This is a genomic window from Priestia aryabhattai (assembly GCF_023715685.1).
Taxonomy (GTDB): domain Bacteria; phylum Bacillota; class Bacilli; order Bacillales; family Bacillaceae_H; genus Priestia; species Priestia aryabhattai_B.
Genome location: NZ_JAMBOQ010000001.1, coordinates 331,767 through 355,391, shown reverse-complemented (window position 1 = coordinate 355,391; position 23,625 = coordinate 331,767). Strand labels below are relative to the sequence as shown.

The following is a 23,625-nucleotide window of genomic DNA, read 5'->3' as shown; positions in this document are numbered from 1 at the left end:
GTATGATCCAGTTTATTTATCATTATTTACCATTTGGTAAAGAGGCTTTTATTAAACTACATAAAGCAGGTGTAAATATGCTGAAAAAACTAACGGATCACGTTTATTACTTTCCTCACTCTGAAGAAACGGATCGACCGGTGCTCGGGCTTATATGCGGGGAGAAGTATAGTTTCGTCGTAGATGCTGGGAATTCTCCTGCGCATGCCTCATCATTTTTAGAAGAAGTTGAAAAAATGGGCGCCCCTCCAATCAAAGGAGTAGCTATTACGCATTGGCACTGGGATCATACATTTGGCATTCATGCAATGAACAAGTATACAATCAGCCATCATTTAACGAAGAAAAAGCTGGCCTATTTAAAGACACTGCGCTGGGACGATGATTCCTTGGATAAACGCGTCCAGAAGGGGGAGGAAATCGAATTTTGCCGGGATATGATAAAGAAAGAAATGCCGAGTCGAGAGACGTTAATTTTACAGGAGCCGGACGTAACGTTTCATCATCATATGGAAGTTGACCTAGGTGGAATCACTTGTTGCATTCAGCATATTGGAGGGGCACACGCGCAGGACTCGTCCATTGTCTACGTACCCCAAGAAAAAGTCCTGTTTTTAGGTGATTGTCTATGTCCAGATTTTTATAGCGGTGACTGGAGTCATGATAAAGAAGACTTTGAGCGGATTCAGAGAGAGCTTAAAAAATATGATGCGCAGTATTATCTCTCATCTCATTGGCATCCTGAAACCTCTGAGGAGCTTTGGGAAGATTTACATCAATTGAGTACTATCGGAGAAATTGTAGGAAATGAAGTAGACCTAGAAAAAGCATTTTTTCAGTTTGAATATGAAACGTATAAGAAGCCCACAAATGTAGAAAAAGAAAGAATACAGTATTTTGTTAATGGAAACGTCAAACGCAGAAGCAGAGAACTGTTTTGATGATTTATACATAATGGTAAATAAGCTCGCCTGTTCATACTATGTTATGAGAGGGCGAGCTTATTTAATTTGTTGTACCGTGATATAAGTTTTAATTAAAGTTATGATATTAAAATAAATAACTTGACGAAATAAAGTTATAAAAATATAATAAGTTACATAAAGTAAGTCGATTAAAAAATGATATGTTTTAAAGGAGAAATGATCATGTACTTTCATCGTGCACCGCATGTTTTTGTTGGGCAAGTGAATTTAAAAGTAGAAAATTTAGAGCGTTCACTCGCTTTTTATCAACAAATAATTGGTTTTCAACTTTTAGGGAGAAAAGAGAACAAAGCCTTGTTAACTGCTGATGGACGCACGGCGCTGTTATCGATTGAACAGCCGGAAAACGTTACAGCAAAACAGCCTCGTACAACAGGTTTGTATCATTTTGCTCTATTGTTGCCGACTCGTTCTGATTTAGGAAGTATCCTGCAGCATTTGTTAAATAGCGGTTATCCGCTTCAAGGGGCGTCTGATCATCTAGTGAGCGAAGCGCTATACTTGGCAGATCCAGATGGAAACGGCATAGAGATTTATCGAGATCGTCCGTCAAGTACATGGGAATGGAATGACAGTGAAGTAGTAATGGCTACAAAACCTTTAGATGCAGAAGCGATATTAGCTGAAGGAAACGGTAAACCTTGGACAGGATTGCCTTCAGCTACCTTAATGGGACATATTCACCTTCACGTTTCTGAGTTAGGACAAACGGAAAACTTTTATCGAAATGGATTAGGTTTTGACGTTGTGAGCAATTACCATAATCAAGCATTGTTTATTTCAACTGGGCGCTATCATCATCACATCGGATTAAACGTTTGGAATGGAATTGGAGCGCCTAGTCCTCTTGAAAGCAGCGTTGGTTTAGAGTCATTTACGCTTGTTTTTCCAACTGAAGAAGTAAGGAATCAGGCAATAAATCAGCTTCGTGGAATCGGAGCAACTGTGTATAAAGAAAACCAAGGTTTTGTCACAAAAGATCCATCAGGCAATATAATTAGATTAGTCCTTTAAAATAAAAGCTGCCGCGATTGGCAGCTTTTATTTATCGCAATGTTCGTCAAAATAAGAAAGGAATGTACACGTTTTTCTCAAATAGTAGGATGATAATAGCGAAAACGGTGTTATTTTCGGGGAAATAAACGAAGAGTCTTACGTTTAAAAAAGTTTGTAAACAAGTGGGCGTGGGAATAAAATACATATCAAGCATCATTTCTTATCGTTATTGAATCTTTATATAAAGTCTTTTCATATAAAACCTTAAAGGAAGGGAGCGGAAAGCTGTGAGATATAAAGTGAAACACTGGCTTAGATTAACTTCAGACGAGCGTTATCTTGTATTGTTTGCTACTGCTGCTTTGCAAAAAGAAAAGCGATAAAAGAGTTGTTAATAGTAAGGAAAGTAGCTTTATATGCTAACAAAAAGGTAATAAAAGGCCTGAAAATAATACATTTATTTTCAGGCCTTTTATTGTCTTCAAACCTCGGTTAAGCCAACTGCTGAGAGATAGCTTCAGCAGTTTGTTTGCCGTTTGTTATACACGCTGCAATCCCCACTCCATAGTAGGAACAGCCGGCTAATCTAATAGCGGGGTGCTTGTCATGCAATTTTTGAGTCAAGCTGCGTACGAGTTCACCGTGTTTAAGGTGATAGGTAGGCATTAATTTATCCCAATTGGTTACGTCGTTTTCAATGGGTTGCTCTTTGATGCCTAAGCTGTTTTCAATGTCCTTTTGTGCCATGGCCAGCAGCTCTTCTTTTGACATCGTCCGCAAGCTGTCAAAGTGGTGACTCGTGCTTTTATAAAACAGGCGAACTAACAAATTCCCTCGCTTAGAAGTGTGAGCCCACTTTTTGCTCGTCCACGTACAGGCATTGGCGATTAAGTTGCTTGATTGAGAGGCAATAAACCCAGTGCCTTCAGCGGGAAGAGATTCGTCTGGAACGTCGTAACCGATGTACACGCTAATGAGAGAAGAATCTTTTAACTGCTCAAAGTCTTCGTTTAATTCGGGATCGTTCAACAGGTGCTGAGCAGCCGTGTGCGGTGTAGCTAACACTGCGTAATCCGCCGAAAAGTCTTGCCTCGGCGTACTGATTCGGTAGCGCTCACCGTCCCGTTTTATGCTGGTGGTTGGCGTATCTTTTAAAATCGTTATGTCAGAAAGCTCTTCTTCTAAGCGGTGAATAATCGTTGATAAACCTTGTTTAAACGAAATGAATTTTTTATTTCCTGCCGTTTTAAATTTCTTTTCATTGGCTCCCATTCCTTTGATGATACTTCCGTACGTGTTTTTATAGTCGAGCAGATACGGGAGAGTGGAAGAAATCGTGAGTTTATCTAAATCCCCAGAGTAGACCCCGGATAAAATAGGTGCAATTTGCTTTTCTACTAGCTCTTCTCCTAAAAAATGTTTTAAAAAGAGTCCAATTGAGCTGTCTTTCGTAAACGTTGTATTTTTAGTGATTAAGTCTTTTAAAGCTGTAATTTTAGCTTTTGAAGAAATTAGCTCGCTTTTAAAAAGAGATTCCACGCTTGTCGGAATACCGAACATAGTATCTTCAGGAATTGGCAGTAGCTCATTAGCAGAATAAATAAACGATTTTCCTGTTTCGTTATACACCAAATCGTTCGTTAAGTATAGTTCTTCTAGCAGAGGCATAACGTTTTCTTTTCGAGCGACGATAGAGTCTGCCCCTGTTTCCATGATAAATTCCCCAGCTTCACGCGTATTAATTTTCCCTCCTAGGTGGGAATGTTTCTCTAGTAATAATAATTTAAGCGGGAGATTACGTTCTCGTTTTAGTTTCTGCAAATAGTACAGAGTAGTTAAGCCCGTAATTCCTCCTCCAATAACAGCGACCGTTTTCAAAGTATTCACTCCTACATCTTCAACAATTAGTCTGTAATATACGAAAATCATACCACTATGACTAGGAAAAGTGTAATGAATTGATTGTGAACATAGTTTGTGCAAACACGAAAAGAAATATTGAAACTATACGATTAGATATTTTGAAATTACATAAAATAAAAGCTCATACACGTAGAGAAAATGATTGAGACGCAGCAGTGAAGAAAGGAGGAAGCATCATGCTCGGCGGTTTTATGGAAACGCTGAAAAAAGACTGGCTCGCTTTCGTATTAATAAGTGTTCTTATATGCGGTATTACCTTGAACGTACGAGCCGAAGAGAAGAGCGGACGAAGCGGATACATCGAACCAAAGCTAGTTTTTCCTGTGATCAGTGATGTTCATATTAAGGAAACAGGAACGCTTGATTTGCGTACTTTTCAACATGCATTAACGCAATTAAATGAACAGGCACCAAAACAAGATGCATTTGTAGTAGTAGGAGATTTGGCTGATACAGGCGCGTTAAAAGAATACGACCGCTTTTTTTCTCTTTATAATCAAAATAAACAGCCGCAAGCCGTATCTCTTTTTACAATTGGTAATCATGAATACCGGGACAGTGTAACCAATCAGCAAGCGCAGCGGCGTTTTTTATCTAAAACCAAAATGAAAGCTCTTTACTTTCATCAAGTGATAAAAGGATATCATTTTATCATGCTTGGAACAGAAAGCCGTCTGACCGCCGGTGATTATTCAATCAAACAAATTAACTGGCTTGGTGAACAGTTGAAGATAGCAAAGCGAGATGATCCTAAAAAACCGATTTTTGTCTTTATTCATCAGCCTATTAACAATACACTGTACGGAAAAAACAGATGGGGAATAGAAGTGAATGAACAGCTTCTTTACAATACGTTAAAACCTTATCCGCAAGTCATTACATTTTCCGGTCATACCCACCATCCGTTGGACGATCCTCGTACTATTTTTCAAAAGGATTTTACATCTCTTGCAACGTCTTCTGTTCGGTATATATGGCCCGGTGCTGGATATTTACAAGGTGAACTTCCTCCTGGCTACCGAGATGTGAGTCAAGGTCTTCTTGTAGAGGTTTATAATCGAAAAGTAGTAGTTAAAAGGCGGGATTTTCACGCAAATAAGTGGACGGGAGAAGCGTGGGAAATTGACATACCTGCAGATGCAAAAAAGTTTCACTACACGAATGAACGAGATTTAGTAAAACCAATTTTTCTTCCAAGCTCTACTATTTCTGTTATACAAGAAAAAGCTTCATCGAATCAGATTTATATCCAGTTTACGCAAGCGGTGGATAATCTGATGGTTCATTCTTATCGCATTACCGTCAAAAATAAAGAAACTGGAAAAGTTGTCAAAACATATAATGCATTTTCTCAATATTACAGCGATCCTGTTCCGGATGTTTTAATTCTTCCGTTATCAGGTCTGCAGCCTCATACTGCGTATCAAATAGAAGTAGCAGCAGTGGATGCGTTTGACAATCAAAGTGATCAAAAATTAATCATTGAAGGCTCTACTAAATAGCTAAAAGAATCCTGATTTTTATTGATTCTTTTAGCTTTTTTTCATCTGTTTTTAATGTTATTTTCATTAGATTTTTAAGTGGAGTTGTTACACTAAAACTGTATTTAAAGTCATAATATGTAATCTTCATGAAAGTATTAAAATCAAAAGGAGTTTGTATGAAAGGATCTTTTGGACGTTTTTTAGTAGTAGGGCTGATTAATACAGGAGTAGGCCTCTCCATTATGTATGTGCTGCTTCATATCTTTCATCATTACTGGGCAGCAACGTTTGTCGGCAACGCAGCGGGGGCAGTAGTCAGCTACGTTTTAAATCGAATATTTACATTTAAAAGCGGAGTTCATTTATCTAAAAGCATACTGCGTTTTATTTTAGTTATTGGCGTTTGCTACGGTTTGTCTTACTATATCGGACTGCAGTTCTCCAGCTGGTTATTGCATCAACTCCCTGCTACTGTGCGCCCGTTCAAAAAAGACGTCGGTATATTAATTGGAACAGGTCTGTATACGCTTTTAAATTATACGGGTCAAAAATATGTTGTGTTCAACGAAAAAAAAGAAGCAGTCGTCATACACGATTAGCTTTTAGCAATTATGAAATGGAAATAGGTGTTAACAGATGAAGAAAGAAACAGCTATGAATAAAGAAAAAACATTGCTTATTATTGCTTTCCTTTTGCTGGTTGCGTACGTATCCCCCATGTTTTTGCTCGGGGAAAATTCACATATACGCGTGCACGATAATTTAGATTCAAATATTACGTGGTATAAAGTTCTGCATCAAAGCGGAGAGCTGTTTGGGTCTAGTCATGCCGTATTACCTCAAATTATTAATGGATTGCCAAGAAATACGTTTGGAACAGAATTTAGCGGTATTCAGTGGCTATATGGCTTATTTCCTAGCATGCTTGCGTACAGCCTCAGCCAAACGATCACGCGCGTATTTGCTTTAATTGGAATGTATTTATTATTAAAAAAGCATTTTATCACAAGCGAAGATGCTTATGCGATTCGAGTGCTTGTATCACTTGCTTTTGCACTTACTCCTTTTTGGCCTTCGGGCATGCTGAGTACATTAGGACAGCCACTGGCGCTGTGGGCGTTTTTAACCATTCGAAACCGCGAAGGAACGTGGAAGGAATGGCTTACACTTTTGCTGCTTCCGTTTTACGCGAGTTTTGTGCTAGGATTTTTCTTCTTTTTAGCGGCGATGGGGCTGCTATGGCTAAGAGATGCAGTAAAAAAACGAGCGTGGAATATTCCTTTTTTAAGCAGTATTGCAGCGATGACCGCTGTCTTTCTGCTCATTGAATACCGGCTTGTTGATTCTCTTTTATTTCCGGAAGACCCGACGAGTCGAAATGAATTTTTAAGCTCTACTCTAAGCTTTGGACATTCCGTTCGCCTTGCTTTGAAGAACTATACGCTTGGGCATACGCATGTAATGACGCTTCATACCTTTGTGCTTTTACCGCTTTCTTTTGTCGTGCTGTGGATTGTTGCTCGGAATCGCAAGGGAAAGCTTGAAAAAACGTTTTTGCAGTTATTTATTCTTAATCTACTACTGTCGATTTGGTATGCGTTTTGGTTTTATAAAGGATGGGAGCTGCTAAAAGAAAAATTTCAGCTTTTAAATACGTTCAACTTTGCTAGATTTCATTTTTTACGCCCGCTCATTATTTATTTGATGTTTGCAGTTGGCGGCTATGTTTTATGGAAGCGGGGCAAGACGTGGAAGAAGTTTGTGTGGGTGTGTTTGATTTTACAGCTGCTTGTGTTATTTATAGCGAACCCTGAACTTTATTATCGCTACAATCACGAACCGTCGTTTAAAGGATTTTATGCTGTTCATCAATTCGATGAAATAAGCAGATATATTGGAAAACCTAAATCATCTTATCGGGTAGCAAGCATTGGGCTTCATCCATCAATTGCTCAGTATAACGGCTTTTATACGCTAGATACGTATAACAACTTCTATCCCTTAACGTATAAACATGAGTTTCGCAAAATCATTGCCAAAGAGCTTGATAAAAATAAAAAGTTAGAAAGCTACTATGATCACTGGGGCAACCGCTGCTATGTGTTTGTTAGCGAGCTAGGGAAAAAATATGATTACCGTAAAGACTCAACAAAAAATATCCGTCATTTACAGCTTAATATCAATCAATTTAAAAAAATGGGCGGTCGCTATATCTTTTCAGCTGTGCCAATCGAAAATGCTGAAAGTGACGGTTTGCACTTTTTAAAAGCATTTAACGATAAACAGTCCGCTTGGAAAGTGTATGTATATGAAGCAAAGTAAGGGGGTAATAAAATGAACAGACCTATTTTAACGATTGTTGTTCCATGCTACAACGAAGAAGAAGTATTAAACGAGACGTCTTTTCAATTAACTACTGTAGTAAAAGAACTGATAGATGAACGTCTTGTATCAGGTGAAAGTACAATTTTATTTGTGGACGATGGAAGTAAAGACAGCACGTGGTCGCTTATTGAAAAAGAAAGCTGCAGTAATTTATTTGTAAAAGGGTTAAAGCTAGCGCGAAATGTAGGACATCAAAATGCTTTGCTGGCAGGACTAGAAGCAGCTTACAAACAATCTGACTGCGTCATTTCCATTGACGCAGATTTGCAAGATGATATCAACGTCATTCGTACTTTTGTGGAAAAATATTGGCTCGGGTATGAAGTCGTATATGGTGTTCGAGACAGCAGAGAAACCGATACATTTTTTAAACGAACCACGGCAGTAGGATTTTACCGTTTTATGAATAAGCTAGGAATTCAGCTCGTTCAAAATCACGCGGATTTTCGTCTCATGAGCAAACGTGCTCTTGGTGAACTCATGAAATACAAAGAAGGAAATGTCTTTTTACGAGGCCTTGTACCATTAGTAGGATTTCGCTCCACGGAAGTCACATATGACCGCAAAGAACGGACGGCGGGCGAATCAAAATATCCGCTAAAGAAAATGCTTGCTTTCGCATTTGACGGGATTACATCTTTTAGCGTAGCGCCTATACGATTATTAACGCTGCTTGGAGGAGCTTCTTTTCTCTTTAGTATTGCGTTTGGTATTTATGCGCTGATTCAAAAATATTTAGATCATACACAAATTGGCTGGACGTCTCTTATTTTATCGATTTGGCTTGTAGGCGGCCTGCAGCTAATGGGGATAGGGCTTGTCGGAGAATACATTGGCAAGATTTTCAACGAAGTGAAACAGCGTCCTAAATATGCGATTGAAAGAGATTTATATACGAAACACTCATTAGACAAACAAAAAGATTTGCTTATGCATTAACTAAGAAGCTTCTCCTGAATGGAGAGGCTTTTTGTGTTAAAACGTATATCATAATTTTTAGGGTAATAGGAGATGCTACTACTAAAATTTCTAAGGAGATCAAAATCTATGAAAAGACTAATTTATACAGTCAGCACTTTTTGTTTTGTTTGGCTTGCTTTTGCAACCATTCATGTTAGCGCTCTTTCTATTGAAAAGCTTCCAATGAAGAGAGCATCTGAACAATGGTCAGTTGAACTGACAAAAGCGAGTATGGCAGGAGATAATCAGCTAAAATGGAAAAATAACGTCTATCATACATATGGGTTAATCGTTGAAAACATTGGAAAAGATGTAGAGCGGGTACAGGTCCAAGCTTTTCGACACGAAGGAAAAAATAAGGCGAAATACAGCTTGTTTTCTCCTATTGAAAGGTCTAACTTAAGCAAAAGCGGTCAGCGTTTTCGCTATGCCAATTTTGCTGTTCCTGGAAAAGCTGCAAGTTTAGACATCGTGATTAACTGGACGGATGAACAAGGCAATCACCAAGAGCATTTTGAATTTAAATAAAAGTCTTCGCTTAGGCGAAGACTTTTTTGCAGGAATTCACCTGTGCATGTGGAAAAGCAAAACGAAAGGAGAGATCGTAATGATTGTGAAAGCTACTGAAGAAGAAATACAAGAAATTCGGACGAAATCTGCTGATGCACTGTTTGAAGGAACAATGAAGCAGTTTCATCCGCCAACTGAACGCGTAAATGAACTAATTGATAGCGCACTTGAAAAAGGATGTTATTATTTAGTCTCGAGACAAGAAAATAAACTCGCAGGCTGGGTTCTTGCCGGGCCATCTGCCGACTTCTTTTCAAAAGAAGAAATTGGCTTTATCTACGAATTATATATTTTATCCGAATACCGCGGGCAAGGTCTAGCCAAGCCGTTAATGCGAAAAGCGATCAATGAATTGTCTGCCAAAGGGTACCGTGAAATCAGACTAAGCGTCCATGCCGGGAATTTTGCACAGCATGTGTATCGTGAACTTGGATTTGTAGAAAAGCAAATATCAATGAGCCTGCAGGTGGTAAAACGTCCGTAATGTTGGTGAATGTCAGCGAGTCCATAAAACATAAGATGTTATACATGCGATGAGGTTTGGTAATGAAAGTAAAAGTAAATAAGTAGCCCAAACGGCGCCTTTATCTAGTACTTCAACAGCACCTCCACCTGTATTATTTGAGGAGGGGGGATCTTCAAGCGCATTCATAACCAAAGCCGCCGCTGCTAAAATAATCCCTCCGATGCTTCCAGTTGTTTTGACAATTGCAATATGGAAAGTAGATGAAAAGGCAATGCTGAGAAGCAACAGCAAGCTTCCCGAAAAAGCAGATAACATGTATCGTTTCATGTGCTCACCATCCTTTATGAAAGCATACCATATTTTACTTCTTTTTTCTTTTTATTGAAAAAGTATTGACGTAACCTATAAAACATATTAGAATAGTCAGAAATAATCCAAAACGAAATATTCTTATCTAGAGAGGTGGAGGGACTGGCCCTTTGAAGCCTCAGCAACCACAATTATTGAATGGTGCTAATTCCAGCATAGCCTAGCTCTGACAGATAAGAAGAGGAACCTTTTTCTATGATAAAATCCTCTTCTTACGAAGAAACATTTTGTATAGAAAAGGTGAGGACATTGAACAATAGACAAACGGCGTTAAGCATTGATGATTATTTAGACTTATACTTATTAGCAAAAGAAATAAAAGACGAAACGTGGCAGCATGAAATTTTAGCCGCGCTAAAAACGCAGCAAAATTGTTCATTTGAAGAAAAACAATCCGCACTAGTTCAAGAGATATGGGAAGATTTTAAACAGTTAAATGAAGATATTTCTTTTACGTATCGCTTAATTCAAGAAGAGCCAACTAACGAACGATTTCAGGCTAAATTAAGGCACTTGAGAGAACGACGGATCACGCTGAGTCGTGAGTTATATTTAGCTAAAAAACAGTATGTTAAACACACGCAATAAAAAGATCCGCTTGATAAACAAGCGGTTTTTTGCGTGAAAATGTTAGAAGTATTATATTTCGGGTAGTAAATAGATAAGACAAGCAAAGGAGGGATAACAGTGGCCCAAGGTGTATTATGTGAAGTGAATGAGTGTATGTATTGGAAATCCGGAAATAAATGCAGTGCAGAGTCCATTTACGTTGTGAGTCCTGAAAGTAGTCACCATGTTTCTGACACGGAAGAACCTGGCTGTAAAACTTTTGAACCGGCGAGATAAATGCTAGTTTTCATAAAATGAACGATGCGCTGACGGAGTTGAGTCGGCGTTTTTCTATTTTTTTAAAATGCTATTACTTAGGCGCAATAATAAATACATATTAAAAAAGCAGTGCGAACGCTTAATTGTGCGTTTAAACAAAATGATACGATATTTTTTTTGTTTTTCGACAAAAGAAAAGTGAGAGAAAGGTGATAGAATACAAATATACAGCCTGTCTTTTAGCACGAACTTATATGAAAGCGCTAACAAAAAGGTTGTGTTCATCTCGTTTTGACAGATTGGAAAAAGGGGAGACGTTTATGCAGGGGAAAACTCAGGAAAAAGAATTGAAACGCGGGTTAGAAGAAAGACATGTGACGCTGATGTCCTTAGGAGCAGCCATAGGGGTAGGACTGTTTCTTGGGTCTGCATCTGCTATTAAATTAGCAGGGCCGGGAATATTATTGGCGTACGGATTTAGCGGAATGATTATGTTTTTTATTATGAGAGCACTTGGAGAAATGGCGATTCAAAAACCTGTTGCAGGTTCATTTAGTAAGTACGCGCGTGACTATTTAGGGCCGCTCGCTGGTTATTTAACAGGATGGAATTACTGGTTTCTATGGGTTGTTACATGTATGGCTGAAATTACAGCCGTTGGTATTTATATGGGGTATTGGTATCCGGATGTACCAAACTGGATTTGGGCGTTATCAGCGCTTGTCATCATGACAACCGTTAACTTCTTAGCTGTTAAAGCATATGGTGAACTGGAATTTTGGTTTGCACTTATTAAAATTTTAGCGATTGTGTTAATGATTGCCGTTGGCGTATTGATGATTGTGTTTGGAATCGGTAACGGCGGCGTTGCGACCGGTATCAAAAATTTATGGGACAACGGAGGACTTTTCCCGAACGGATTCAAAGGTATTTTGCTGTCGTTGCAAATGGTAATGTTTGCGTATTTAGGAATTGAAATGATTGGCGTTACCGCGGGAGAAGTGAAAAATCCGGAAAAATCTCTAGCAAGAGCAATTGATTCTGTCTTTTGGCGTATTCTTATTTTCTACGTCGGTGCATTATTTGTCATTATGTCGATTTATCCGTGGCAAGAAATTGGTTCACAGGGAAGTCCGTTTGTATTAACATTTGAAAAAATCGGCATTCCATCGGCGGCTGGTATCATTAACTTTGTGGTGCTAACAGCAGCTCTTTCTTCTTGTAACAGCGGTATTTTCAGTACAGGCCGTATGCTGTTCAACTTAGCAGAACACGGCGAAGCGCCAAAAGGATACAGTCAGCTTACAAAAGGCGGCGTACCAGGAAAGGCTGTTTTAGCATCAGCGGGTGCGCTATTAGTCGGAGTAGCGTTAAACTATATTGTGCCTGCCAAAGTATTTACGTGGGTAACAAGCATTGCAACATTCGGTGCAATTTGGACGTGGGGAATTATTTTGCTTTCTCAAATTAAGTATCGCAAAACGTTAAAAAAGGGTGAAGAGGCAAAGTTAAAATATAAAATGCCTTTATTTCCATTAACATCTTATGTATCACTTGCGTTCTTAGCGCTTGTTGTTGTTCTCATGGCGTATAATCCAGATACAAGAATTGCAGTTGTCATCGGACCATTATGGTTTATCGGTCTTATTATCGCGTATTACGCAAAAGGATTCCATAAACGAAGTCAAGGTTCAGCTGCAACTGAGCAAAAGCTAGTGAAATAAATGAAGAGGCCTCTTTCTTGGAAAGAGGTCTTTTTTTATCATCAGTTTATACGCGAAGGCTTAGTTTATTTTAAGGGACCATTGGTACGTATAAATAATGTAGAAAATATTCTATTTATTCTGTACTATTTAATTATAAAGGAGAACTCATGAGTTATTGGATAAAAAGAAAGGAGAAGCTCATTTCTTCGCTTCTATCGAATTCTGTCAATTTTAAATCCGTTATCAATTTGATGAAAGCCGACTTTTGGATAGTAGTTCATAGCAGAAGGAGCGGAAAGTAAAATCAGCGCGGTTTCTTGGCCGATTTCTGATTGAACATGCTTGATGAGCTGTGTACCAATTCCTTGGTTTTGATAGTCTTTTACGACCGCTAAATCTGATAAATAGCAGCAGTAGCTAAAATCTGTTAACGCTCTGGCTATGCCAATGAGTTCGCTGTCGCTCCAAGCGGTAATGGTAAGAGAAGCGTGATCAAGCATTCTTTGAATACGATTAAGATCTTGTGCAGGACGTTTAATACCTGAATGTACAAACACTTCAGCGGCTTGTTGGGCACGGATTGCGACGTTGGTTTTATAAGTGATGGTCATTGTGTCATCTCCTTAAGTTATAAGATATAGTCCAGTATAGGAAGAAACTGAACTGAAAGTAAGTGTCAGAAATAGTAAATTTGATAGTATCAGTTAGAAAGGAAAGAACACCATGTTAGAGTTAATGCCTTTGCTTAATAAAAGAAAAGCAGATCCCTTATACATGCAGCTTTATACCTACATAAAGAAACAAATTCAAAAAGGTACCATTCCGCCTCATGAAAAACTGCCTTCTAAACGAAAGCTAGCTCTTCATTTAAGCATTAGCCAAAATACGGTTGAAGCGGCTTATGTGCAATTAGAAGCAGAGGGCTATATCGAGATACTAGCCAGGAAAGGAGCATTTGTAAAAGAGATAAAAAATGAAGTAGTACCTCAAAAACAGTCTCCCGTCTATGTGTCTCTGCCGCAAAAAGATCGGAAATCGACTGCCATTGATTTTAGCCATGGAAAGATAAATGTGGAAAAATTTCCGTATAATACGTGGAAAAAGCTAACGGTGCAAGCTATTTATCATGATGAAAGCCAGCTTTTTTATAGCGGACATCCGCAGGGAGAACTGCTCCTTCGTCAAGAAATTGCAGCGTACCTTTACCATTCAAGAGGAGTGCGCTGTACAGCGGAGCAAATTGTGATAGGTGCAGGTACGCAGTATCTCATGTGGCTGCTTTCTGTCATTCTGGGAAAAGAAAAGATAATTGGGTTCGAAAACCCAGGCTTTCACCGAACGAGGCACGTTTTTCAAGAACAAGGTATGTCGGTTGTCCCTATTTCTCTTGATGATTCTGGCTTGAAAGTGAAGGAACTGAAAGAAAGCGGAGCGGATGCGGTGTATATTACCCCGTCTCATCAATTTCCTATTGGTATGGTCATGCCGATTGCAAGAAGGCTTGAATTACTGGAGTGGGCGGCAAAAACGAACGGCTACATTATAGAAGATGACTATGACGGAGAATTTCGCTATAAAGGAAAACCAATTCCGGCACTTCAAGGACTTGATCAAGACGATCGCGTTATTTATACAGGTACGTTTTCAAAGTCGTTGATGCCTTCTCTTCGAATAAGTTATGCCGTGTTGCCACATCGGCTTCTTGCAAGCTATGTGAAGCACTGTGGGCTTTTTAAACAGCCTGTTTCAAGACTTCCTCAGCATACGCTCTTTCTGTTTATGAAAGAAGGGCACTGGGAACGCCACTTGAATAAAATGAGAACAACATACCGGAAAAAACAAGCGCTGCTTCTAGATTGTTTGACTACTATTATGGGAGAACGTGTAGATGTTATTGGAGAACATTCTGGCTTGCATATTCTTCTTAAGGTAAAAAACGGAATGAGTGAACAGAAACTAATTGAAGTAGCTGCCAAGCAAGAGGTAACGATTTATCCAACGTCGATTTATTATCATAGTACCGATGAAAACAAGACGCCTTATGTATTGCTTGGATTTGCGGGACTGTCTGATGAAGAAATAAAAACAGGTGTAAACTTGCTGTTTACAGCTTGGTTTGAACAGTAAGATTGAGGGATATGCTAGGGGGATTTCTATGAAAGTAAAGCGGAAATTATTTCGCTTGTGGACAGGAGAGCTTACGGCAACTTTACTGTTCGCTGTGCTGTGGATAGGGTACTTAAATGAGTTTTCTCATCTAGCTTTTTATTTAACAACATTTTCTAGTGTGTATGCTTTTATCGTACTTGAGTTTATCCTGTTTTAAGGAAGCTTGTACTGGTGTATGAAATGGAGGCGAGTGAGCCGAAAAGAAGATTCTCATTTGCCCTCTAACTACATTCAGTTGTTTCTACTTTTTAAGAAATTAAATAAAATTCTTCTTGCGTTAAGTTTAGGTGTGCTCATTTATCACTGTGTGCAGTTAGGAGTTAAGGGACTTGCTTTTTTTCTGGGCCTTTACGCGTTTGCTTGGATTGAATATATTAACTACTATGTGATTAGGCTTTCTTATCAAAGTACAAGTGAAATCAAGGAGTTTTTTGAGCAAAAAGGATTTAAACGGTCTATTTTAGCGAGAGAAATAGATAAGAACCAGCGCGTTTGATTAGACAGACTGCGCTGGCTTTTTTGTCTGGAAATCAAGGAATAGGCAAGAGTTGATAAGTTAGTGAACTTGAAAGTAAAGGAAAGTTTGATAGGAAGAAGATGCTTCTTGTAAGGAAGTGACAAATGTATGAAAAAGCGGTGTTACATTCATGCGGTTGTTTCTCGACCAATCATGGTTTACGAAAAATGATTTTCTTAGTTCGGCTGTGAGTTCAAGCTGTACTCCGGCTTTTAGAAGATTATCATTTACAATATTTTGCTCGCTTGTTCCGGCTATGTCAGAAGGGGCGTCGCGGACTGTAAAGCTGTTTTTGCGTAGCGCTTGCTTCACCAGCTCTTTATAAAGCTGATTTTTGCCGCCTACATATATGATAGGCTGGCTGCCGCTGTAGCCGTGAATCGTCATGACGGACATGCTTTGCTGAGACATCCCTCTAGCAATCGGTTCGTCAAAGTTTTCTGAGGTTATGTGCAGAACTCCGTTGTTACTTGACTTGATGCCTTCGAATAAATAATAAGAAGCGGAAAAGCGATCGGCGAGTTCTTTGGCGACTTCTGATGTACCTGGTTCAATTCCTCCGCCGTGAATGGCCATAATGGATAGATAGCTAAAGCGCTGTTCGTAGCGAATATCGTAGTCTTGATGGAGAATCTCGTGCTGCTGCAGTTCTGCATAAGAGGAATAATAGTCACCGCTTGCGTACGAGGGAGGGCTAATCAAAAAGCTGTACATCAAACATAGTAAAATGCTTGTACTCCATTTGAAACGGTTCATTAATAATCACCTCTATGTATCCTATGATACATAGAGGTGATTATTAGTATTTTCGCCCGATATAAAGTAAATGAGAAGACAGTCCAAGATGATAAGGGCTCGATGCTTGTTGGATAAGCAGCTGAATGATGCTGTTCATTTCTTCAGGAGACGTTTCCTGCCAGTACTTCCATTCCTCTGAATTAACGGATGAAGCAACGTTAGAGGCAATCAGCTCGACGCATTGAAATCCGTGCTCCTTTAAAAAAGGAATAATATCGTCAATCTCAGTGTAATAAGCGTGAGTAAACCGTCCTTCTTCGGCATGATCAAAGCAGCCTGATTCATAAAAATCATGCAGTGCTTTTGCCGTGTCGTTTGGTTTTAAACGCTCCGGCGATGTTAAAGAAGAAATGACGTGCTGAATGCGCGGCATAAACGAAATAAAGACAGTTCCTCCTGGCTTTGTGACTCGATGAAGCTCTCGAACGGCTTGAATGCGATCTTGTTTCTTCTGCAAATGATACATTGGTCCAAGCATTAATGCCGCATGAAATTGTTCATCTGAACAACATTGAAGGTTCCGGGCATCTGCCACGTGGAAATCACAAAATGCATTATATACTTGCCGTTCTAAAGCTTTCTCTTTGGCTGTTTCAACTAAATGAGGGGTCAAATCAGTTAGAGTTAATTCGTAGCCGTTTTCTGCTAGTTTCAAGGCATATCTTCCCGGTCCGGCACCGTTATCTAAAATATGTCCGCTAGGAGGAAGGTGCTTTTTTATAAAATGCCAGTTTACTTGAAACTCAATAGGCTCGCGTTCTAATCGTCCCCACTCATCGAATCTGCTGTAATAATCAATGATTTTATCCACTTTGATTAGCCTCCCCTTCAAAAATTGGTTATAGTAAATTATAACAAAAATAGAAATAGTTAATAGGTGCATTTATGAAAAAATGAAGATGAAGAGAAAGGAGGAGAAAAAATGACCGCAGCTTTTATTAGTCGTCTAGCGCTATCGGGTCTGTTAGGAGCCTTGGTTGGCTTAGAAAGAGAATTTAGAGCAAAAGAAGCGGGCTTTCGCACTCATTTTTTAGTTGCTGTCGGTAGCACGCTGATTATGTTAATTTCGAAATATGGCTTTTCAGACGTGCTTCATCAAGATCATATGGCCCTTGATCCGAGCCGGGTTGCAGCACAAGTAGTAAGCGGTATTGGGTTTTTAGGAGCAGGTATGATTATTATTCAAAAGCAGCATATTAGAGGGCTCACCACAGCCGCAGGCGTATGGGCCACGTCGGGAATTGGTTTAACAATTGGGGCGGGTATGTATACAGTCGGCATTAGCGCAACTGTACTGGTGCTGATTGGCTTAGAAATATTGAACGTAATGTTTACATCTCTTTCTACTCATTCCATTTTAATTAAGTTTCGTGCAGCCAATCAAGAGGATATTTATGAGCTGCTTGACAAGATTGAAAAGGAAAATATTATGATTTCATCCTATGAAATTCACCAGGATCATCATCAAGGGGAACTGCTTTATTTTGTTGAGATAAAAGGAAAGGCAAAAAAGAAAGGAAATAAAGTAGAGTTGATTAAATCAATTCACTCTATGGCTCACGTGTTATTTATTGAAATTGAATAAGTAATCATTTATTTTTTGTCAAAAGGCCTTCTTCAGGAGGCCTTTTACTTATTTGAACTCGCCCGATGTGTTTTAGCACTACAAAAAGAGGCTACTACTAAGTATGGAGAATTTTACTGGAGGTTTTAAAATGAAAATTGGAGTCGTAGGTGCTACAGGAAAAGCAGGAAGTTTTATCGTAAAAGAAGCCTTAAATCGTGGGCATGACGTAACAGCAATTGTACGCGATGCGAGCAAAGTAGAAGAAAGGGATGTTCGTACACTGGAAAAAGACATCTTTGATATTACGGCAAAAGATATTGAAGGCTTGGATGCAGTGGTAAATGCATTTGGAGCTCCTGAAGGAAAAGAACATCTTCATGTAGAAGCGGGGCAGGCGTTAATCCATGTATTTAAACAAGCTCCGGACGTTCGTCTTCTTGTTGTAGGAGGAGCAGGCAGTTTGTTTGTCGATGAAGAGAAAACGACGCGTCTAGCAGATACGCCTAATTTTCCAGAAGAGTACAAAGCGACAGCTGACAATCAAGCTCAAAATTTAAAAGACTTAGAAAGTACAAGCGACATTAATTGGACGTTTATTAGCCCGGCAGCATTTTTTAATCCTTCAGGAAAACGAACGGATGCTTATAAAAAAGGAAAAGATCATGTCATTTTAAACTCAGAAGGAAAGAGCCACGTCAGCTATGCTGATTACGCGATTGCTGTTGTTGATGAAATTGAGCGAGGAGAGCATGTAAACGAACGTTTTACCGTTGTATCCGACGCTAGATAAAAAAAGCCGCTTTATGCGGCTTTTTTTGTGCATGATATACTATGAAAAAAGAAGGAGGGAGTACAGCAGAAAATGGAGAATACAAAAAACGTAGCGCTAGCGTTTTATAGTGAAACCTACGACTCGTCTATACATAATTATACGCTGCCTGAAGAGCAGCTCATTTATACAGCACTCCCTGTTGAAGCCATAGTGAAGTGTGAGCAGGAAAAGGACAGAACGCCCGTTTTGATTTTGGTAGAAAACAAACTAGCCGGTTTTTTCGTACTCGATGCAGGGGAAGCCGTTAAAGAATATACCGATAGCTTCGGCGCGCTTTTAATACGGTCGTATTCCATTCATCCTGATTATCAAAGAAATGGAATTGGCAAAAAGTCATTGAAACTTCTTTCTTCTTTTATCCAACATCACTTTCCGACTAAAAATGAAGTAGTGCTAGGCGTGAATCATAAAAACACGGCTGCGCAGCATCTATATAACCGAAGCGGCTTTGTCGATACAAACCGGCGTATTTTTGGAAGTCAAGGCGAGCAGTTTGTTTATCAGATGAACATAAAAAAAGCTTGAACGAGAGTTCAAGCTTTTTTCTTAAATAACAAGGAGGAAGCTAGAGCAAATAGGCAGTGCCACAAGGGAAGTTTTTAACACGGGAGCAGGTACGCGATTTGTAAACTTTGCTCCAATGTATGAACCGACCATTGTGCCTACAACTACTTGAATCAGAAGCGGAATATCTAAAAAGCCTTGCTGATAATAGCCCATTCCTCCGCCGATCGCAATCGGAATAATAACGAGCATCGTCGTCCCAGCGGACTGGCGGATAGACAAGCCTAACACCATCATAAGGCCAAGCTGGATAAATGGAGTTGATCCAATTCCAAACATTCCTGACAGAGCGCCGGTAATCAAGCCAATTAGTAAAGAATAGACGACAAATTTAGCTCCTGTTGGAATAGTACGTTCTTTTTGCTGACGGGAAAATAAAAACATTCGCAGCCAAAGCAAAACACCAGATAATAAAAGCATGCCGGCTGTTAGCCATTTTAGCTCGCCTTCTGGGATAAATGATGAAAGGTTAGACCCAATCCAAGCCCCTAATGCGCCGAGGATACCAACAGAGATACCGGATTTTAAAGATACGTTACCTTCACGATAATGACTGACTGCGCCAGATAAAGAAGAGAAAATCATTGCGGTAAGAGCCGTTGCGAGAGCAACGTGTACAGATACGCCGTACAGCAGCGTTAAAATTGAAATAATAAAACCTGATCCGCCTGCCCCGACAAATCCTAAGATCAGTCCGACGGCTAACATTGTTAAAACAATTGAAACATCCATAAACCAATTCCTTCTTTCAACACTTATTCTATGCAGACACATAACATTTTCGGCAAGTGCTACGTTCTTCATTTAAACATGAATTTTTTATGACGTCCAATGTATAATTTATATGAAATTAATAGTATTATGTAATAAGTAAAGGGTGTGAAAAAATGGAATGGCAGCAGCTTGAATATTTTAATGTTGTAGCTCAAACGGAACATTTCACAAAGGCAGCGGAACAATTATCAATCGCACAGCCTACGCTCAGCCGTTCAATTTCTAAATTAGAATCAGAGCTTGGCGTGCCGCTGTTTGAACGAAAAGGAAGGCAAGTCATTTTAAATCGATACGGACGGCTTTTTTACGAACGAACGGCTAAAGTATTAAACGAAATGGAAGAAGCTAAACGTGAGCTTTCAGATTTGATTCATCCTCACCGCGGCAGTATTTCGTTTGCTTTTTTAAAATCATTAGGCGCTTCGTCCGTCCCAAAACTAGTTCATGCTTTTTTACAAGAGTATCCGAACGTTCAATTTCAAATTTTTGAGAACGCCACGAACATCATGCTCGATCAGCTTCAAACGGGGGAAATTGATTTTTGCATGTCTTCCGTAACGGAATCCAGGTCAGGAATTCAGTGGGAATATTTATGGAGAGACGAGCTGTACGCGTATGTCCCTGATACGCATCCTTTTGCCTCAAAGCAAGTGCTTTCGATTTCAGATTTGGCTCATGAATCGTTTATCGCTTTAAAAAAAGGATATGGAAGCCGAACAATTTTTGATCAGCTGTTTGAAGAAGCCGAAATTGTCCCAAATATTACGTTTGAAGGAGAAGAATTTTTGACGGTGATTGGTTTTGTAGCGGCTCATGTAGGGGTTGCCTTGCTTCCTGAAATAAAGGGAGTGGACTTGCGAGCCATAAAAAAAATAAAGCTCAAAGAAGACACAGCTTCAAGGGTAATTGGGATTGCGTGGAACAAGGATAAATATTTAACTCCTGTTGCGAAAAAGTTTCAGGAATTTTTAATTCAGTATTTCAAAGAACATCATACAGGAGGAGAACTATGAATAAAATTGCTTGCCTGCACGCTCATCATTCGAACATCTCTTATATAGAAAAAGCACTGTCGTTTGCGAACTGTATGCATTTCGTAGACCCTGGACTTGTACACCGGGTAACAACCGACCCTAAATTTGCAGCGGAGTCAGCAGCTGCAAAAGTAGAGAAGCAGTTAAAATGGATGGAGGAATGTTCAGCGGATGCCATTTTACTGACGTGTACGAACTACATTGCTCTTTTACCCCAAACATTTACAAGCGACATTCCCGTTATTAAAATCGACGAGCCTTATTTTCGCCGAATATGTGAAATAGAAGAACGGCAGCTTATCGTGTTTACAAATCCGGAGACCGTAGAAGGAACGATGAAGCGCCTAGATGAATTTGCATTTTATCAAAATGTAAAAATAAAGGTTCGCCCTGTTGTTATAGAAGGTGCTTTTGAACTAGTAATGAACGGCAACCTAAAAGAGTATAAACAAAAGGTGAAGCATGTCTTACATGAGTTAATGAAAGAGCATGACGCTGTTGTTTCAGTGGCGCAGCTTTCGATGGTAGAAGCGGCAGAGGAGGTAAGCGGTCGTATTATTACGCCTCTTCAACCATTAGCAGAGGAAGTAAGAAAAACGATCATTAGGTCATAAGGAATAAAAAAAGAAACTGAAAATGGTAAAATATTCACTTTATTTTGACAAAAATTTCATTTCCTTATATGATAAGTAGTGTTATAGAAACCACTTATTATATAGGGGAGGCATCGTTTTTGTGAAGAAAGCAAATGCACGCGATAAGATTTTAGAAACAGCATCGCGGCTTTTTCAGCTGCAAGGCTATCATGCAACAGGATTAAATCAAATTATTAAAGAGAGTGGGTCGCCAAAAGGGTCTCTTTATTATTATTTTCCAAAAGGGAAAGAAGAACTGGCAATTCACGCTGTTCAATATACGAATAAGTACGTCCAAGTTCAAATTAAAGAAAGCTTAAATCAATCTTCTGATGCAGCGCAGGCTATTCAGTATTTTATTGAAGAATTGTCCAAGCAGTTTGAACACGAAGAAAGTATTGCTGGTATGCCTGTTGGACTGATGGCTGGAGAAACAGCGCTTATTAATGAACAGCTTCGCGAAGTCTGCTACGCCGCGTTTCAAGATTGGGAAAAACTTTTTAGAGAGAAAATGATAGAGAGCGGATTTCAAGAGAAGCAAGCAGGAGAGCTCGCAGTTGTAATTAACTGTATGATAGAAGGCGGCATTTTGCGTTCGTTAACAGAAAAAACAAGCGCTCCTTTGCAGCAGATTCAGCAGAAGATTCCGGTTCTTGTTCGTAAATAAAAAGTAGCTTTTCACTTTTAAAGTGGAAAGCTTTTTTATGGATTGACGGAATTTGGCATATATTGATAAAATTTAAGAGTGTATTTTCTGAAAATTCCATTTCCTCTAAAGGGAAAGAAAGGAGTAGCTTGTGCTTTTTACTATTATTCAAGCTGATGATACGTGGGCACTATGGGGAATTCTAGCGATTTGGGCTTCTATTAGTATTTTTCTTGAACAAAAGTATAAGTGGGCTTCTTTTCTGTCAGGAGCGATTATTGCGCTAGCAGGGGCGCTTATTTTATCAAATTTAAAAATCATTCCAACAGAGTCTCCGGTTTATGATGCGGTTTGGGCTTATCTAGTGCCGCTTGCCATTCCTTTGCTGCTATTTCAGGTTAATATGAAAGAATTATTTCAAGAAAGCCGTAAACTGCTTTTTATTTTCTTGATCTGTGCAGTAGGCACGGTCATAGGGAGCACGGTCGGCTTCTTGTTATTAAAAGATTATATTTCCGAACTAGCAAAAATTGCAGCTGCTATCGGGGCTTCTTACGTAGGTGGAGGGGTTAACTTTGCTACCGTTACGGCCAAGTTTGAACCATCAAGCCAAATGGTTTCGGCCACGGTGGTTGCTGATAATATGGTCATGGCTTTACTGTTTGCCGTGTATATGTTTATTCCTTCTATGAAGTTTTTTAGAAAGCATTTTAAGACGCCACATATTCAAGAAGTAGAGGCTGGGCAAAATGGAGAAAGTGACCGTCATACGCTTGCAGAAAAATATTGGGCGAAAAAAGAAATTTCGTTAAAAGACGTTGCGGCTTCAATTGGTACATCGTTTTTTCTAGTGGTTGTGTCGTTTAAATTAGCCGGATGGTTTGGAACAATCATTCCAACCGGTGCAAATGTTTCGATATTTCAAACGTTATTACATACTATTTTAAGCGAAAAATACTTATTGCTTTCCACGCTTACGTTTCTTGTCATTTATCTGTTTCCTTCTTATTTTAAAAACATTAGCGGAAGCCAAGAAATCGGCACGTACTTCATTTATATTTTCTTTGTTGTAATCGGAGTACCGGCGTCCATTCCATTAATTGTTGAAAAAGCACCGCTTTTAATCCTATTTGTGTTCATTGTAGGAATGAGTAATTTAATAGTGGGACTGCTTTTAGGAAAAGTATTTAAAATTGATTTAGAGCATATTTTACTGGCGAGTAATGCAACGGTAGGGGGACCTACAACAGCAAGTGCGATGGCGATTGCTAAAGGATGGGGAAGCTTGATTGGTCCTATCTTGGTAGTGGGAACGCTTGGCTATATTATTGGTAACTATATTGGCTTTGTACTTGGCTATTGGTACTTAACATTTTAACGGAAAAAACGCCTCCTCTGACGATGCAGAGGGGGCGT

Annotated in this window: 27 protein-coding genes and 1 riboswitch; of the genes, 21 read left to right on the top strand and 6 right to left on the bottom strand. The window is 39.2% G+C overall.

The genetic code is table 11. The features are described from left to right. The first annotated feature begins 2 nt into the window (after positions 1 to 2). Both M3225_RS01845 and M3225_RS01840 read left to right on the top strand, forming a co-directional pair. Entirely contained in the window at positions 3 to 941 is a 939-nt protein-coding gene (locus tag M3225_RS01845) for an MBL fold metallo-hydrolase (protein ID WP_251390724.1), read from the top strand. Positions 942 to 1,148: 207 nt separating this feature from the next. Further along, a complete protein-coding gene (locus M3225_RS01840) occupies positions 1,149 to 2,000 on the top strand; it encodes a VOC family protein (protein ID WP_251390722.1) in 852 nt (283 codons plus the stop codon). 474 nt (positions 2,001 to 2,474) lie between these two features. Here M3225_RS01840 and M3225_RS01835 read toward each other — a convergent pair whose 3' ends face one another. Beyond that, positions 2,475 to 3,860, bottom strand: coding sequence for a protoporphyrinogen oxidase (locus tag M3225_RS01835; protein WP_251390720.1), 1,386 nt, complete (start codon positions 3,858 to 3,860; stop codon positions 2,475 to 2,477). A 221-nt stretch (positions 3,861 to 4,081) separates the two neighbouring features. On the opposite strand from M3225_RS01835, the gene M3225_RS01830 reads away from it, so the two are divergent. The 6 genes from M3225_RS01830 (at position 4,082) to M3225_RS01805 (ending at position 9,788) form a co-directional block, all read left to right on the top strand. Continuing rightward, positions 4,082 to 5,407 carry a metallophosphoesterase gene (locus M3225_RS01830; RefSeq protein WP_251390718.1) on the top strand — a complete coding sequence of 442 codons (1,326 nt, stop codon included), beginning with the start codon at positions 4,082 to 4,084 and terminating at the stop codon, positions 5,405 to 5,407. A 158-nt stretch (positions 5,408 to 5,565) separates the two neighbouring features. Beyond that, positions 5,566 to 5,988, top strand: coding sequence for a GtrA family protein (locus M3225_RS01825; protein ID WP_251390716.1), 423 nt, complete (start codon positions 5,566 to 5,568; stop codon positions 5,986 to 5,988). Positions 5,989 to 6,025: 37 nt separating this feature from the next. After that, positions 6,026 to 7,711 (top strand): DUF6044 family protein, encoded by a 1,686-nt coding sequence (locus M3225_RS01820; protein WP_251390714.1) that lies wholly within the window; start codon positions 6,026 to 6,028, stop codon positions 7,709 to 7,711. A gap of 12 nt (positions 7,712 to 7,723) precedes the next feature. Next, positions 7,724 to 8,713 carry a glycosyltransferase family 2 protein gene (locus tag M3225_RS01815; RefSeq protein ID WP_251390712.1) on the top strand — a complete coding sequence of 330 codons (990 nt, stop codon included), beginning with the start codon at positions 7,724 to 7,726 and terminating at the stop codon, positions 8,711 to 8,713. 108 nt (positions 8,714 to 8,821) lie between these two features. Further along, positions 8,822 to 9,262, top strand: a complete 441-nt coding sequence (locus tag M3225_RS01810) for a hypothetical protein (protein ID WP_251390710.1) — start codon at positions 8,822 to 8,824, stop codon at positions 9,260 to 9,262. A 79-nt stretch (positions 9,263 to 9,341) separates the two neighbouring features. Beyond that, positions 9,342 to 9,788 carry a GNAT family N-acetyltransferase gene (locus tag M3225_RS01805; RefSeq protein WP_251390708.1) on the top strand — a complete coding sequence of 149 codons (447 nt, stop codon included), beginning with the start codon at positions 9,342 to 9,344 and terminating at the stop codon, positions 9,786 to 9,788. 12 nt (positions 9,789 to 9,800) lie between these two features. Here M3225_RS01805 and M3225_RS01800 read toward each other — a convergent pair whose 3' ends face one another. Continuing rightward, positions 9,801 to 10,097 carry a hypothetical protein gene (locus M3225_RS01800; protein WP_251390706.1) on the bottom strand — a complete coding sequence of 99 codons (297 nt, stop codon included), beginning with the start codon at positions 10,095 to 10,097 and terminating at the stop codon, positions 9,801 to 9,803. A gap of 120 nt (positions 10,098 to 10,217) precedes the next feature. After that, a riboswitch (SAM riboswitch) is annotated at positions 10,218 to 10,319 on the top strand. 69 nt (positions 10,320 to 10,388) lie between these two features. Between M3225_RS01800 and M3225_RS01795 the strand changes: the two genes are divergently transcribed. The 3 genes from M3225_RS01795 to alaP all read left to right on the top strand — a co-directional run bounded on the left by M3225_RS01795 (position 10,389) and on the right by alaP (position 12,691). After that, positions 10,389 to 10,727: a hypothetical protein gene (locus M3225_RS01795; RefSeq protein WP_251390704.1), complete on the top strand. Its 339-nt coding sequence runs from the start codon at positions 10,389 to 10,391 to the stop codon at positions 10,725 to 10,727. Positions 10,728 to 10,826: 99 nt separating this feature from the next. Next, positions 10,827 to 10,985, top strand: a complete 159-nt coding sequence (locus M3225_RS01790) for a DUF1540 domain-containing protein (protein WP_116514611.1) — start codon at positions 10,827 to 10,829, stop codon at positions 10,983 to 10,985. A gap of 302 nt (positions 10,986 to 11,287) precedes the next feature. Continuing rightward, entirely contained in the window at positions 11,288 to 12,691 is a 1,404-nt protein-coding gene (alaP, locus tag M3225_RS01785; protein ID WP_251390702.1) for an alanine permease AlaP, read from the top strand. A gap of 194 nt (positions 12,692 to 12,885) precedes the next feature. Here alaP and M3225_RS01780 read toward each other — a convergent pair whose 3' ends face one another. Beyond that, a complete protein-coding gene (locus M3225_RS01780; RefSeq protein WP_251390700.1) occupies positions 12,886 to 13,284 on the bottom strand; it encodes a GNAT family N-acetyltransferase in 399 nt (132 codons plus the stop codon). A gap of 112 nt (positions 13,285 to 13,396) precedes the next feature. On the opposite strand from M3225_RS01780, the gene pdxR reads away from it, so the two are divergent. Genes pdxR through M3225_RS01765 form a run of 3 tightly spaced genes read left to right on the top strand, consistent with a single transcriptional unit; the run spans position 13,397 to position 15,338 of the window. Next, complete coding sequence (pdxR, locus tag M3225_RS01775; protein WP_251390698.1) at positions 13,397 to 14,800, top strand: MocR-like pyridoxine biosynthesis transcription factor PdxR; 1,404 nt, start codon at positions 13,397 to 13,399, stop codon at positions 14,798 to 14,800. Positions 14,801 to 14,828: 28 nt separating this feature from the next. Further along, on the top strand, positions 14,829 to 14,999 hold the full coding sequence (locus tag M3225_RS01770; RefSeq protein ID WP_251390696.1) for a hypothetical protein: 171 nt from the start codon (positions 14,829 to 14,831) through the stop codon (positions 14,997 to 14,999). Positions 15,000 to 15,017: 18 nt separating this feature from the next. Then, entirely contained in the window at positions 15,018 to 15,338 is a 321-nt protein-coding gene (locus tag M3225_RS01765) for a hypothetical protein (protein ID WP_251390694.1), read from the top strand. A gap of 60 nt (positions 15,339 to 15,398) precedes the next feature. Here the strand turns inward: M3225_RS01765 and M3225_RS01760 are convergent, their stop codons facing one another. Continuing rightward, positions 15,399 to 16,115 (bottom strand): poly-gamma-glutamate hydrolase family protein, encoded by a 717-nt coding sequence (locus M3225_RS01760; protein WP_251390692.1) that lies wholly within the window; start codon positions 16,113 to 16,115, stop codon positions 15,399 to 15,401. Between the two features lie 43 nt (positions 16,116 to 16,158). After that, complete coding sequence (locus M3225_RS01755) at positions 16,159 to 16,968, bottom strand: class I SAM-dependent methyltransferase (RefSeq protein WP_251390690.1); 810 nt, start codon at positions 16,966 to 16,968, stop codon at positions 16,159 to 16,161. A gap of 111 nt (positions 16,969 to 17,079) precedes the next feature. On the opposite strand from M3225_RS01755, the gene M3225_RS01750 reads away from it, so the two are divergent. From M3225_RS01750 to M3225_RS01740, 3 genes are all read left to right on the top strand, one after another. Next, positions 17,080 to 17,742, top strand: a complete 663-nt coding sequence (locus M3225_RS01750) for an MgtC/SapB family protein (protein WP_251390688.1) — start codon at positions 17,080 to 17,082, stop codon at positions 17,740 to 17,742. 130 nt (positions 17,743 to 17,872) lie between these two features. Further along, complete coding sequence (locus M3225_RS01745) at positions 17,873 to 18,514, top strand: NAD(P)-dependent oxidoreductase (RefSeq protein ID WP_251390685.1); 642 nt, start codon at positions 17,873 to 17,875, stop codon at positions 18,512 to 18,514. A 72-nt stretch (positions 18,515 to 18,586) separates the two neighbouring features. Beyond that, on the top strand, positions 18,587 to 19,081 hold the full coding sequence (locus tag M3225_RS01740) for a GNAT family N-acetyltransferase (RefSeq protein ID WP_251390683.1): 495 nt from the start codon (positions 18,587 to 18,589) through the stop codon (positions 19,079 to 19,081). Positions 19,082 to 19,102: 21 nt separating this feature from the next. On the opposite strand, the gene M3225_RS01735 is transcribed toward M3225_RS01740, so the two are convergent. Beyond that, entirely contained in the window at positions 19,103 to 19,852 is a 750-nt protein-coding gene (locus M3225_RS01735) for a sulfite exporter TauE/SafE family protein (protein ID WP_014458620.1), read from the bottom strand. A 155-nt stretch (positions 19,853 to 20,007) separates the two neighbouring features. Here M3225_RS01735 and M3225_RS01730 point away from each other — a divergent pair, with 155 nt between their 5' ends. From M3225_RS01730 to M3225_RS01715, 4 genes are all read left to right on the top strand, one after another. After that, complete coding sequence (locus M3225_RS01730; protein WP_251390681.1) at positions 20,008 to 20,907, top strand: LysR family transcriptional regulator; 900 nt, start codon at positions 20,008 to 20,010, stop codon at positions 20,905 to 20,907. Continuing rightward, complete coding sequence (locus M3225_RS01725; protein WP_251390680.1) at positions 20,904 to 21,542, top strand: hypothetical protein; 639 nt, start codon at positions 20,904 to 20,906, stop codon at positions 21,540 to 21,542. The genes M3225_RS01730 and M3225_RS01725 overlap by 4 nt, the downstream gene beginning before the upstream one ends. Positions 21,543 to 21,663: 121 nt before the next feature. Then, positions 21,664 to 22,230, top strand: coding sequence for a TetR/AcrR family transcriptional regulator (locus M3225_RS01720; RefSeq protein WP_251390678.1), 567 nt, complete (start codon positions 21,664 to 21,666; stop codon positions 22,228 to 22,230). Positions 22,231 to 22,360: 130 nt separating this feature from the next. Next, positions 22,361 to 23,587 (top strand): DUF819 family protein, encoded by a 1,227-nt coding sequence (locus M3225_RS01715; RefSeq protein ID WP_251390676.1) that lies wholly within the window; start codon positions 22,361 to 22,363, stop codon positions 23,585 to 23,587. Positions 23,588 to 23,625: the final 38 nt, after the last annotated feature.